The 13140-nt window shown below is 42.6% G+C and carries 13 protein-coding genes and 1 tRNA gene; 1 reads left to right on the top strand and 13 read right to left on the bottom strand.

Going from position 1 to position 13140, the window contains the following annotated elements; all coding sequences use genetic code 11:
• Positions 1 to 168: 168 nt before the first annotated feature.
• The 10 genes from G3569_RS11045 to G3569_RS11085 all read right to left on the bottom strand — a co-directional run bounded on the left by G3569_RS11045 (position 169) and on the right by G3569_RS11085 (position 9792).
• On the bottom strand, positions 169 to 1947 hold the full coding sequence (locus G3569_RS11045; RefSeq protein WP_165269089.1) for a PAS domain-containing sensor histidine kinase: 1779 nt from the start codon (positions 1945 to 1947) through the stop codon (positions 169 to 171).
• A gap of 702 nt (positions 1948 to 2649) precedes the next feature.
• Positions 2650 to 2784 carry a hypothetical protein gene (locus G3569_RS18780; RefSeq protein WP_276611345.1) on the bottom strand — a complete coding sequence of 45 codons (135 nt, stop codon included), beginning with the start codon at positions 2782 to 2784 and terminating at the stop codon, positions 2650 to 2652.
• A 775-nt stretch (positions 2785 to 3559) separates the two neighbouring features.
• Positions 3560 to 3647: transfer RNA gene (locus G3569_RS11050), tRNA-Ser, on the bottom strand.
• A 46-nt stretch (positions 3648 to 3693) separates the two neighbouring features.
• Positions 3694 to 4323: an energy transducer TonB gene (locus G3569_RS11055; RefSeq protein ID WP_165269091.1), complete on the bottom strand. Its 630-nt coding sequence runs from the start codon at positions 4321 to 4323 to the stop codon at positions 3694 to 3696.
• A gap of 85 nt (positions 4324 to 4408) precedes the next feature.
• Positions 4409 to 5134, bottom strand: a complete 726-nt coding sequence (locus G3569_RS11060; RefSeq protein ID WP_165269093.1) for a lysophospholipid acyltransferase family protein — start codon at positions 5132 to 5134, stop codon at positions 4409 to 4411.
• 8 nt (positions 5135 to 5142) lie between these two features.
• The gene (gene murQ, locus G3569_RS11065) at positions 5143 to 6072 is read right to left on the bottom strand and encodes an N-acetylmuramic acid 6-phosphate etherase (protein ID WP_165269095.1); all 930 of its coding nucleotides are present in this window, start codon (positions 6070 to 6072) and stop codon (positions 5143 to 5145) included.
• Between the two features lie 55 nt (positions 6073 to 6127).
• Positions 6128 to 6481: a DUF4260 domain-containing protein gene (locus G3569_RS11070; protein WP_165269097.1), complete on the bottom strand. Its 354-nt coding sequence runs from the start codon at positions 6479 to 6481 to the stop codon at positions 6128 to 6130.
• A 13-nt stretch (positions 6482 to 6494) separates the two neighbouring features.
• Positions 6495 to 8000 carry an acetyl-CoA carboxylase biotin carboxylase subunit gene (gene accC, locus G3569_RS11075; protein ID WP_165269099.1) on the bottom strand — a complete coding sequence of 502 codons (1506 nt, stop codon included), beginning with the start codon at positions 7998 to 8000 and terminating at the stop codon, positions 6495 to 6497.
• Between the two features lie 8 nt (positions 8001 to 8008).
• The gene (locus G3569_RS11080; RefSeq protein ID WP_165269101.1) at positions 8009 to 8719 is read right to left on the bottom strand and encodes an esterase family protein; all 711 of its coding nucleotides are present in this window, start codon (positions 8717 to 8719) and stop codon (positions 8009 to 8011) included.
• A gap of 95 nt (positions 8720 to 8814) precedes the next feature.
• Entirely contained in the window at positions 8815 to 9792 is a 978-nt protein-coding gene (locus G3569_RS11085; protein ID WP_165269103.1) for a phytoene/squalene synthase family protein, read from the bottom strand.
• Positions 9793 to 9978: 186 nt separating this feature from the next.
• Between G3569_RS11085 and G3569_RS11090 the strand changes: the two genes are divergently transcribed.
• A complete protein-coding gene (locus tag G3569_RS11090; RefSeq protein ID WP_350356558.1) occupies positions 9979 to 10944 on the top strand; it encodes a phosphoribosylaminoimidazolesuccinocarboxamide synthase in 966 nt (321 codons plus the stop codon).
• Between the two features lie 144 nt (positions 10945 to 11088).
• Here the strand turns inward: G3569_RS11090 and G3569_RS11095 are convergent, their stop codons facing one another.
• The 3 genes from G3569_RS11095 to holA form a co-directional block, all read right to left on the bottom strand.
• Positions 11089 to 11301, bottom strand: a complete 213-nt coding sequence (locus G3569_RS11095) for an anti-sigma factor (protein ID WP_165269105.1) — start codon at positions 11299 to 11301, stop codon at positions 11089 to 11091.
• Between the two features lie 62 nt (positions 11302 to 11363).
• Entirely contained in the window at positions 11364 to 11978 is a 615-nt protein-coding gene (locus G3569_RS11100) for a sigma-70 family RNA polymerase sigma factor (protein WP_205720152.1), read from the bottom strand.
• 72 nt (positions 11979 to 12050) lie between these two features.
• On the bottom strand, positions 12051 to 13115 hold the full coding sequence (gene holA / locus G3569_RS11105) for a DNA polymerase III subunit delta (RefSeq protein ID WP_165269107.1): 1065 nt from the start codon (positions 13113 to 13115) through the stop codon (positions 12051 to 12053).
• Between the last annotated feature and the right edge of the window lie 25 nt (positions 13116 to 13140).

Here is a 13140-nt window from a genome sequence, read left to right on the forward strand (position 1 = left end):
GCTCTTGAATTACTGTAAAAAAATATCTATTCATATAAATCCAAACATCAATATTAATACCACTTATCCGCAAGCTATAATAACCGGAGATGCCTCAAGTACTATAATAGAACCGGCAATCCCTGCTAAGGGTAAAAGAGCTGGCATTACTTCCAGAGACAGCTAATACTAGTTTTCAAACTTCATTTGTTGGTATTCCAACAGCGAACTGCCCGTGCCTTTTATATCTTCTTTTTTTAATGACAGTTCAACTAAAGAGCCCTCGCCTTCTTGTTGTAAAAAATTTATGCTTCCATTTATTTGTTTTTTAAGGGTTGCTATTAATTGGCGTCCAATACAGTCTAAACTCTCAGTACTAATTACGTCAGATATTGTATTTCCGCGATCATTAATATTTAAATAGACCGTACCATCTTTTTCGCAAATTCCAACTTCCAAAAAGATCTTTTCGTTTATACTGTAGGTATACTCAACAACATTCATCAGTACTTCATTGATAATCAGGGAACATGGGAGAGCTTGGTTAATATTCATTTTGACCTCTTCGATATCATACTCAATTTCAATATCCTCCTTGTTCACTGCCAAAATAGTTTCGACGAGGCCGTCAATATTGATCCCGAATTCGATCTTGGAAAAATCCTGCTCCTGATACAATATTTCATGGATAAATGCTATCGTTTTAATCCGGGATAAGTTTCTATTAAGCTTTTTCTGCAGTTTATCATTGTCACTATCCAGCACCTCCAGCTCCATAAGCGCAGATATAACAGCCAGGTTATTTTTTACCCGGTGATGCACTTCGGAGAGCAGCACTTCCTTTTGTCGAAGAGATTTTTTCAAGATCTTTTCCATATTTTTTTGTCGGGTGATATCCGTTGACATCCCAAAGAGATAGTTTTCATATCCTTCAATTCCACTAAGCTGTAATTTGGAAGAAAGGTAGGTTCGTTTTTCGCCATTAACACGTACTTCTTCTTGTCTATTATACATCTCTCCTGTTCGACAAACTCGCCGATCTGTTTTACGCATCAACTTAATATCATACTCGGTAAGCACCTCTGCATCTTTCTTGCCAATAATTTCATCTCGGTCTAAACCATGTAGGTTAAGAAAAGCCTGGTTAGCAAATCTGAATCGGTTTTCTTCATCTTTGATATACATTAATGAAGGAGATTGGTCAATTACAGCTTCCAATATGCGACGATGGTGTTCCGCTTCCTTCTCGGCTTCAACAACATTGGTTAAATTAAGACCGATGCCCATCCCCAAAACCTGGCCTTCGTACTTTACTTTTACCGCTCTAAACAGAATCGGTGCTTTTTCCCCGCCTTTGGAAGATAATTTTGTTTTTAATTCAGATTCCCCATGCTTGAACATCTCATTTATAGCTCTGATAACTTCCCCTTCTTCCTCTCTTGCAAAGAAATCAGTGGTTTTCATGTTAGATATTTCTGCATAGGAATAGCCTGAAGTATCCTCAACATAGCTATTCCACTGTTTTAAATTCCCTTCTGCATCGAATAGGTAAAACAGGGCCGGTAGATTTTCTTGTAGACAGGTTAATATCTTTTGAAACACCTGATCCCTAAACTCTTTTTCGCCGAGTGTTGTCACATCTTGTACAATGGCCAACACCTGACTTTCCCCTTCATAAGAGACCGGTTGTGTTAAAATATCAACCATTATTGACTCTCCCGCCTTGGTTTCGTGCTCCCAAAAATCTGCCCGGTATTTAGCTTGTTGACGTTCAAAATTTTCAAGCCGTTCGGGTACTTGTTCCCCTGTTTCCAGATCAACAAGGTTCATAGAGAGTAATTTCTCGCGATCAAATCCATATAGCTCACATGCTTCTTTATTAACCTCTACAATAGATTGGCTCTCATCGTAGATGATCATAGGGATGGAATTCTCTTCAAAGTCTAGAGGAATCTTAGATAACGTCATGCTACACTTACCTATATTATATATAGCTCAATTGAATAGAATAATCCCCACTGCAAATTGTTTTATATAACTACCAATACCTTTACAGCGAGTTTATAAAAGCTTCTTCATCTTTGTTATATCGTACTCAAAAAAGTGATAATGTTCCGCATTGGGTGAAACAGATTCCCCTCTAATTTAATTCATGCTCACTGTTTTCAATCTCCTGTATATGAAATCCAGCTCACAAAATGCCTGCCTGTATTATAACATTGAAGTGAGATACAGCCTACCGGCAGAGCACTTAAAGAGCCTCTTTAAGTGCTTCAAGATCAGCCCCCATCTTTAGTTGCGGCAGGTCAATTTCGTCCTCAAATGGTTCTGTGGTGGGAATACCGATGTGATGAAACTGCATTACAATCTTGTTTTATTACTGCTCCAAGCCAAGTGGCCTGATCATTTTAAATGCCCTTTCAATGAGCAAAATTTGGGCTGTAAAAGCAAGGAGAAATTATCCCAAAAACTTTTACTCCAGCTCTGCTGGTCCCCTGACGACGGATAGGTATTAAAAAACGTACATAAAAGTATAATGCCCCAAATCATACATGTGCACCAATGTGGGAAAATAAGCAGCACCTGTGTTCCAACGCAGAGCATTGGAATGAGATGCAAATGGTCAGCCGTTGTCGGTCGTCATCTGACTTACTTTGCAACGTTGCTGCGCTAATGATTGACAGAGGGCTTTGCAAAGCCTTTGATATCGTCATTCTGAGCTTGTCGAAGAATCTCCAGTATCCATCTGCTGCCGTTGAAAGGGAGATCCTTCATTACATTCAGGATGACTGCCTGGTTTTGCAAAGGTCCCTGACACTTAAAACTTAATCAACTGTTGAATTGCACCATCCCCTTGCCCCCTTCTGATTACACTCAACGCTTTTTAGGCAAATAATGCCCAAAGGGGGACTTTTTTTTTCTTGCTCGTTTCACACTCCCAAACTCCACCTTAACGAATTCTGAGTACAGAACAGATAGCGGCATAAGGTTTTTAGTGTAACTCGAACCTTCTGAGAGTTTAAAACCCAACAGGAGAAATTTCTGCCTGATGAGGTACTGCCCTAACTCATTATCAACGTTGATGGATGAAGTCAGTACCGAGGAGTTATCCCGAGAGCTTTAGGGAAAGTTTTTTCTCCACCTCTGCTGGTCCCGATCCCTAATGCCAAAGATAAATTGAACAGAAAAGGATAACACCAGATGATCTTTTTAACAAACTATCCAGTGCCAAACTACTATAAATAACGCGGGGCAAGATTACGTTTCAACACGGAGCATTGAAACGAGATAAATACACCCATTTTGCAAGGCAACGCTGGTTCGCTATTCTTAGTCTTTATTTTTTTGTTCCTTTTGTATCAAGGTAAAAGGGACGATAGCCTATTGAGACACCCTTACAGTATTTACTAAATCAACAAAGGCTTTGCTCAACAAACACTTACGTGCCTTTTCAACAAAGCCTTTATGTAAAATGAGCGGAGAGGATCGACTATGCCTAAAGCTTCGTCGACCGTATTTCTAATATATTGACAAGACTTCACTTTATCTATTTGCTCTACGAAACCTAAGTGAAGTAGTGCGGAGAGGGAGGGATTCGAACCCTCGGTACGCGCTAGACGCACACACGCTTTCCAAGCGTGCGCCTTCGACCGCTCGGCCACCTCTCCAAAGAAAGAACGCAAATATAGGCTATTTCTGACGCGATAGCAATTCTTAAAATCCAAACGTAAACACTTGCTTACTGTATGCTCTTACCGGTTTCCCATTATTTTTAGCAGGCCTGAACTTCCACTGTTGGGCGGCCCTGAGCGTCGCCTCCGCAATTCCGTACCCAATACTGTCCAGGAATCGCGGCTCATCACTGCCTTCCGGATAAACTTTAACTAGTTCAATACGAGCATCTTCCACTCTTCCTTTTTTATCTACCAAAAAGCGAACTGTCACTTCAGCTTTAATGCCGGCCTCTTTGGCCGCATCAGGCATTACTGCTTCTACAATTCGTATTACGGTAGGCGGTTGTTGTGGGCTGCTGGCAACTTGATCAGAATTACCCGCTCCTTTTAATTTCGAAATCGACAGCGAATCCGTAAAGTCTGAACTGTTGATGTCCTCAAAAACAATGATTTTTTCTTCTATGATTTCATCTTTGGGTACAGGCACCGGAGCACGCGGTTTGGGTGGCGGAGGCGGTGTACTTGCTTGTGTAGTGATAACAGCCTCATCCATCACAATGGTATCATCATTAAAGGTCGCTTTCTTCTTATTCTCCGATTTCGAGCCGGGGGCGGGCCACAAGGTAAAAAAGGCAAGGGCAATAAGTTCAGCAGCAATAATGCATGACATTAGCCGTAGTCGATAGGTCGAACGCTGAGACCGGTTATATTTGCTAATTCCTGTCAATTATTGCTGTTTAATATTAGGCTAACGACTATTTCGACTCCAGCTTTTCGAGCTCTTGCTCTATGAACATGTAAGCTGCTTCCTTTAATTCAGTTTCAGTTTCAAACTTATCAGCTGATATTGGATCCAATACAGATATCTTGAACTCTTGTGTGGGCGAAGCCGTCCAATCGCCCCGGGGCATCGCTTCATATCCCCCCGTTAAAACGATAGGAAGTATGTTAAAATTGTACCGCTTGGCCAATTTGAAGGCCCCATTCTTAAACGGTTTCAAATCTCCATCTTCAGTCCGTGTACCCTCAGGAAAAATCATGCCCGGAATACCATCCTGTATAGGTTCTACTAATTTATCCAGCTTTTTGAATGAACGCATGCTTTGCCGGTTAATACCGATTTGACCGGTCATATAGATGATCCAACCGAGAATAGGAATTTTAAACAGATCCTTTTTGGCCACCCACTTCATGCTCCATGGCAACAGGTATAGCAACGGCAGATCTAAAAAACTTTGGTGGTTGGCTACCACAATGGTCGGCTCAGAAACTTTGCCCGGATCTGCTCCCCTGATATCAAATGACCAGCCCGGATTTACCTTCATCATCAACCAACCCAGCCCCCGAAGCACCTGATTGGGGATTCTGTTATAGCGATCAAAAGGGGCTGTTAACACATACAGAACCAATACAATAAAAAAGAATGAGATAATACAAACAGCCCAGTAGATCCATCCGATAATACTAAAAACAGCTCTCATGATTTCTACTATGAGTTAATCTTCTGCAGTGCTTTTCGGATAAATCCGTTACTCTCCTCCAGCTTTTTTTGCGCCTCTTTTTTATCAATATCTCCCAAAACCATGAGTAAGGCTGTTTTAACATGACCATCAGCTGCCTTGAGGTACTTTTCAGCTTCCTGATAATCAATATCAGCAAATGTCATTAAAATTCGCTTCGAACGCTCATGCAGCTTCTGATTTGACAGCTGTAGATCTACCATCACATTCTCGTAGACTTTACCGCGACGAATATTGGCGCCGGTGGTAATCATATTCAATACCATTTTCTGGGCGGTAGCACTTTTCATGCGCGTACTGCCCATAATTACTTCGGGACCTACGGGAATATCGATCAATACATCCACCCCGATGGTTATCTGGTTGCCGGGTACCGTTGTCACAAAAATGGTATAACATCCCATGTCATCGGCCTCCTTGAGAGCGCCATGTACATAAGGCGTGCGTCCACTGGCCGCCAGACCACAAACCACATCATTGGGAGACAACTCCGCTTCTTGTAATGCCTGTCGCCCGTTTTCTTCAAAATCTTCGGCGTTTTCCTGGGCCTCAAATACCGCTTCTTTGCCACCGGCGATAAGCCCTATTACCTGGCTGGGATCAGAGCCAAACGTAGGCGGGCATTCGGCCGCATCCAGAATACCCAGTCGGCCGCTCGTACCGGCACCGGCATAGATAAGACGTCCCCCCGCATCAAAAGCTTCTTTGACCAAATCAATCGCTTTTGCAATTTCTTCAAGCTTTTTTTCGACCTCTTTTGCCACTTTTTGATCCTCGGCATTGATCAGGCGGGCAATCTCCAGGGAGTCGGCCAAATCGATTTCTCGGGTTGATTTATTACGCTGCTCTGTATCTAATTTCTTAAGCTGGGTAAAAAGCTGCTGGTCGTTTTTTTCCACGGGCAGAATGTTGTCCTAATTATTTAATGATGTGATAATGTAAAAAAATACGGATTTAATTTTTACCGATTGTCCCCAAGTGGGTGTTTTGAAAAGAGTTGGTAAATTTAAGTCCATATCCAAAAATACGGTCCATTGAGGCATGTCCAAATAGTATGATACCTGTAAGTTCGAGGTATGGCATCTTCAGAAAAAAGCCTGATCCAAAAAATAAAACTGCAATTCCTTTATGATGAAACAGGTTGTAGCAGTACGCTCCATAACGGTTATTAATGGCATAGCCTACCATCCCGATATCAGGCAAGAGTATTAAAGCAGGAAACCACCACCAGCTAAATTCCGTTTGGGTGAACAATATTATGGAGAGCAGGAACATACCCAGCTCTTCCAGCTTAAGATTATATTTCATAAAAAGAGATTAGTTATGATGAGCGCCTATCCCACCATGGAGAAGTTTGACCATTAGTGGAAGGATGCCCCGTCTTTTGAGTTGTTTCTTCCCCTTGGTCTTCCATCTTAAGTAATGCTGCCGCTAATGCCTTTACCTTGTCGTCATCGGTAATGGTTTCGTTGAGCTTCTCCTCACTAAAGTGGTCCGGTACAAAGTGGGTATCATACTCACCGGAAGTAAAAGAATTATGATTCAATACAAACTTACAAAACGGAATAGTAGTGCGGCAGCCGGCAATCTCATATTCATCCAGTGCCCGCAACATTCTCTTAATAGCGTGTTTACGATCGTTGCCATAGGTACAGAGCTTCGATATCATCGGATCATAATTAATCGTAACAGCCTGCCCTTCTTCAACGCCCGAATCAACCCGGATACCGTTACCCGATGGAATGCGATGCTTGTGCAGTGTGCCTGTGCTTGGCAAGAAGTTATCACGCGGATCTTCGGCATAAATACGGCATTCCACCGCATGCCCGTTCATTGTGATTTCATCTTGGGTCATCGGCAGTTCTTTGCCTTCGGCTACTAATATTTGCAGTGCCACAAGATCCAGACCGGTAATAAGTTCTGTTACCGGGTGTTCTACCTGCAGGCGGGTATTCATCTCCAGGAAGTAGAAATTACGGTCGGCATCAACCAGGAACTCAATCGTTCCGGCTCCTACATAATCTACTGCTTCGGCAGCCGCAATAGCGGCATCGGCCATCTCAGCGCGAAGCTCATCGGTCAAAATAGAACAAGGAGCCTCCTCTATCACTTTCTGATGTCGCCGCTGTATAGAGCATTCTCGATCAAAAACGTGTAACACATTCCCGTGTTCATCAGCAATAATTTGAAACTCAACGTGACGTGGTTCTACCAGGTATTTTTCGATGTAGACCCGATCATCACCAAAAGCGTTACGGGCTTCTGACTTGGCTGCTTTTATACCCGATTTAAACTCATCTTTGGTTTCAACGATGCGCATCCCTTTACCGCCACCGCCCGCAGCAGCTTTAACCAATACGGGATAGCCGATATCATTGGCAATCTTTTCGGCCTCTTCAATATCTTCAAGCTCTTTTTTAGTGCCCGGAGGAAACGGCACGTTGGCCTTGCTCATAATCTCCCTGGCCGCTGTTTTATCCCCCATCGATTTAATAGCATGAGCATCGGGACCGATAAAGATGATTCCTTCTTCCTTACAGCGCTCCGAGAAGTCAGCATTTTCACTCAAGAAACCGTATCCCGGGTGGATAGCATCGGCACCGGTATCTTTTGCCGCTTGTATAATTTTGTCGATTACCAAGTAACTCTCCGACGAGGATGCCGGACCGATATGTACCGATTCATCGGCTTGCAACACATGCGGAGCATCGGCATCGGGTGTAGAATAGACCGCAACTGTTTGTTTGCCTAGTTCTTTACAACTTCGGATAACACGTAGTGCAATTTCGCCTCTGTTGGCAACTAAAATCTTAGAAATATCGGGCATAAGAGTTCTTAAATAACGTGAGTTTTTAACATTTGTGGCCACAGATCCCATTCATCACCTGATTCTCCCCAGATATCGAGATCATGTTCAATAAATTTCATACGCATAACATTACTCATCCGCAAGCTGTCCTCTTTGCGTTCATCCCCCTCGTAACTGACAAGTCGAAAGTCGATATCCCGCACCCGTTCAAGCAGCGACTGCCTGCTCATATTTGGCACAAAATCCATTGGATTACTGTAGTACACATCATCATTGTAGAAACCGTCCATAAACGGTTTAATATCATAAATGCCGCTCATTCCAATAACTTTACCAAAAGCAGCCGGATGTTTGAGGGCCGTTGTAAGGGCATGGCATCCCCCAAGATCGATACCGGCAATAATAATAAAATTGATATTATTCTGCTCCTGAATATAGGGAACTACCTCTTCTACGATATAGGATTCATACTGCTGCTGACGAACAATGCGTTGCGATGGGGCTGCATTTTCATTCAAAAAACCTTCTGTATCGATAGAGGAAAGGCAAAAAAGCTGATTGAATTCATTATCGAGCTGATAAGAGATGGCATCAACCATTCCGAACTCTTCCCATTGTCCGCAAGAAGCCCCTCTCGTCGGTAAGCCGATGATAGGAGTTCCTGACTTACCATATACAGTCAGCTCCATCTCTTTTCCAAGACTAGGGCTTCTCCAGTTCTCCGTTTTCTTCTCCATTCTGCTCCTGTTATTGGATTATCACTGTCAGTAATTTCGAATGGAATATAACAGTTCAGATCGTATTGTGTAAACGCAGAATTGGAACTGTAAAATCAGGATTTTCCAACCTTCATCTGGTAATACGCCCGGGGTAAAATTGATAATTTTTCGGTTGTATTAAGATAGGCCCGAGTATCAAAAACGTTATAATCGTTTTCCTCAATTTTATTGAGGATGCGACTGTAATTTTGACGAGCTAAATAGACAGGTAACTGGCTGTCATTTGAGAGTAAAGCTATTCCTTTATCTGATCGATTATAATAACGTCGGGTTCTCTCAATTTGAAACTGTAACAGCTTTATTACGGGTTCTTCAAGGGCATGATTAAACAGATCCTGCTCGGTAACTCCAAAACGCTGCAAATCTTCTTGTGGCAGATAGATACGATTACGCTCAAGGTCTTCTCCCACATCCCGCAAAATGTTAGTAAGCTGCATTGCGATACCCAAATCTACGGCATAGCTGAGTGCTTCCTGGTTTTTATAGCCAAAAACCTGGCTTGTCATTAATCCCACAATAGAAGCCACTTTAAAGGAGTAATCGTAAAGCTCATTAAACGTCTCATAACGATCTTTGAACAGGTCCATGCAAACCCCTTCCATCAGCTCAAAAGGCATCTCAATGGGAATATGGTATCGTTTTAATACATCAGAAAAAGCAATTAATATGGCGTTATCATGGCTGCGTCCCTCGTAGGTATCTTTTAGCTTCTGCTTCCAGCTCTGCAGTTTAAGGCGGATATCCTGTTCCGTGAGTTCTTTCTGTTCTAACAGATCTTCTGCCTCATCTACCAGGTCATCTATATACCGGCATAAACTGTAGATAGCGAAAATCCCGCGTTGCTTATGGTTGGGCAAAAAACGCGTGGCCATATAGAAAGTTTTCGCATGATGCCGTGTTATGGCTCTGCACTCCGAATAAGCATTTTTAAGGCGCTCGTCATCAATCTCATCTATCACAGAACGATGGAAGGAGGTCCAGCGATAGATCGGCTTAATAAGCTCATAGGGAATACGGAATAGATCAGTCATCAACTACATGTTTCGTTACTTCTTGTTGTAGTCTACCTAATGTAAATTGATAATCAAATAGTTCCCTGAAATTATAAAACTTTCTCCGTTTTTATTTTTTTAAATGAATTTCTATTCAGATTTCACTTCTTCTAAACTTTTTCTGATTTTCCATCGACTTCTTTAATTCAACTAATCACCACTGTTGTGCATACTAATATTGACTCAAAAGCTCTGGATAACTGTATAACAAGAACCGATGTTCCCGGCCACTCCGAGCCCTATCGTGGCAAAGTACGCGATGTGTATACCCTAACCGATGATACCCTTGGGATTGTAGCCAGTGATCGTATTTCTGCCTTTGATCATATCATGAAGCAGGCAATACCGTATAAGGGACAGATTTTAAACTCCCTGGCAGCCTTTGCATTCGACAAGGTTGATGATATTGTTGCTACTCATATCATTGATGTGCCTCACCCTAATGTTACCATAGCCAAAAAATGTGAACCCATTCCTATTGAGGTGGTAATTCGGGCGTGTCTTACCGGACATGCTGCACGGGTTTATAATTCGGGCAAGCGAACGCTATGTGGGGTCGAACTTCCGGATGGGATGGTTGAAAACCAGAAGTTTGAAGAACCAATCCTGACTCCCGCTACCAAAGCCGAAGAGGGACATGATGAGGATATCTCAGAGAAAGAGATCCTGGAGCAAGGTATTGTTGATGAAGATATCTGGGCAGAAGTGCGTGAAAAGGCCTTTAACGTATTTGAGCGCGGCCAACAGATCGCCAATAAGCAGGGACTGATTTTAGTAGATACTAAGTATGAGTTCGGCTTATACAACGGTGAAGTCACCCTTATTGATGAGGTGCATACCGCCGACTCTTCGCGCTATTTTTATGCGGATGGGTACGAAGAACGACTCGAAAAGGGAGAACCTCAAAAGCAGCTATCCAAAGAGTTTTTGCGCGAGTGGCTGATGGATCATGATTTCCAGGGTAAAGAAGGCCAGGTACTCCCCGACTTGCCGGATGAGTTCCGCATCAAAGTATATAAGCGGTATACCGAACTCTTCGAGAAACTCACCGGTAATACCTTTGAGCCTACCCCTCTGAATATGGATACCTTCAACGGGGAGCTAGAAGAGATCTTCGATAATTACAGCTGAGCAAGATATTTAAGATTCCATGTGTCTCAATTAGACAGCGGGAGTACAACTCCCTTGGAGCTAAAGTTAGAGACACTCCAACTTTCAAAACATGGAATACCTATCAATAAAAACAGCCTAATAACAGCTAAGGTTGGGCTGTTATTAAGCTGTTACTGAGGGGACATCAATATGTTTAGCCAGCCGGGCTAACGCCTTTTTCCCTTTCATCGCTTTACGCACAAAGATTTTCTCTTTCTTGTTCTGGGCCAAATATGCTTCGAACGATTTCCGCTCCGGTGCACTCAAGTTACCATCCAGGTAATCAGTTAAGAAATCGGTTAAAATATCGTCGCTGTCAAATGCCGTTGGTTCCATATGTAAGAGGGTAATAGATTAGTGTACAAGTTCAAAAACCTTATCTATTACCTCTTACCGGCTTATGCCGAAATTGTTTCCAACTGAACGTAATTTTCTAATAATTCTTGTAATTGTGCCCTGCCCCGGTTAATACGAGACTTTACCGTACCCATTGGCAGGTCGGCAATTTCAGAGATCTCTTCATATGAAAGCTGCTGAATATCACGCAGTACTACGACCTCGCGGAAGTTCTCATTGAGCTCCATAAGTGCATCTTCGAGCTCATTAATGCACATTTTTTCATGCAGCGCATCGTCTGCCAATATCTTGCTGTCTTCCAGCTTCATTGGTCGATCTTCAGAATCATCCGGGTCTTTGTGGATGGTTACCTTGGTCATCCGCTTCTTTTTCTTATAAAGGCTTTTGGCAAGGTTTATGGCGATGGTATACATCCAGGTCGAAAATTTCGCAATCCGCTCATAAGAATGACGGCTTCGAAAAACCCGGAAAAATGTTTCCTGTACCAAGTCTTCGCAGTCTTGATGATTATGAGTATAGCGATATAAAAAGTTATGCAGACGATCTTGATAGCGATTTACCAACAGGTTAAAAGCTTCTTCATATCCTGATTGAAATTTTTCCATTAAATCTTCGTCCGACATCTTGTGTAGTTCGGCCTTGGAAACAGCTTGCATAAATGACCCCAATCTTTGTTGCAGTTTGCGATTATGGGAGTCATTACCGTTCCAACACCTAAAACAAAAATACTAGCTGATGATACGCTTGATCATCAAAAACAGTATTGTTGAGGGGTTCATCTTAGTAAAGCCTTTCGACGCTCGATCGGCATCTAAGAGTGCTTCAAAGATTCTGGGCATTTCGGCCAGTTTAAAAGCAGAAGCATCCTTCCAAAGCTTGTTGAAGTACCAATTATTATTAATACCTAAGGTCTTTTGAACTTGCTTCTTGGAATTACCCTGTCCTGCTAAACGGCGAATTTGCCAGATGTTTGAAAACACATTGTAAAAGAACCCCACGGAACGAATAATTTCTCCCGTGTTCGCTTTAGAGTGTTGCAACATCTGTTCCGCAATGAACAGGGCCTGCTCCAGGTTTCGCGAAATGATGGCGTCTTTGAGCTCAAACACCGAATATTCGCGATAAAGGCCGATTATTTTTTTTACTTGGCTCTCGTTGATGGTTTTAGAAGTGTCCACAAAAGTACACACTTTATCTATTTCTGTGGACAGTAGCTGCAGGCTATTACCTACATATTGGGCCAGCATCTGTGCAGCCGGCGGTTCAACCGTTTTATTATGATGGTTTTTTGCCCACGCTATAATCCAATCAGGCAAGCGGTAGTCGGGCACTTCTTCAAACTCATGAAATCCAACATGGTTGCTCTTTTTCAATGCTTTCCCAAGTTTTGATCGTCCCGATGGTTTCTTGGTATCGATACAGACGAAAAGAGTGGTTGGATTGGGCTGCTCAAGGTATGGTATTAAATCGTTGACCTCTCCCTGGTAACCCTCAGCATTGGCCCCATAACCGCTTAATTCTTTGAAGTCCCGAAGAATAACCACGCGCTGCTCGGCCATCATCGGGTAACTGCGGATAATAGATAACACCTTTTCGGGAGTTACATCACGACCGTAGAGCAGATCGAAGTTAAAATCCTTTTGATCTTCCGGGATAAGCTTCTCCACGGCTTCCTGCAATTTGTCCAGAAAGAACTCTTCTTCCCCATATAAAAAATATACCGGTTTCCTGTCCTCTGAACGCAGTTCGCTCAGAATCTCGGAGTAGAGTTCTATACTGGTCTTCTTGGCCATTTTGTTATGGGGTATTAGTTATTGG

It is taken from the genome of Fodinibius halophilus (genome assembly GCF_011059105.1).
Lineage (GTDB): Bacteria > Bacteroidota > Rhodothermia > Balneolales > Balneolaceae > Fodinibius > Fodinibius halophilus.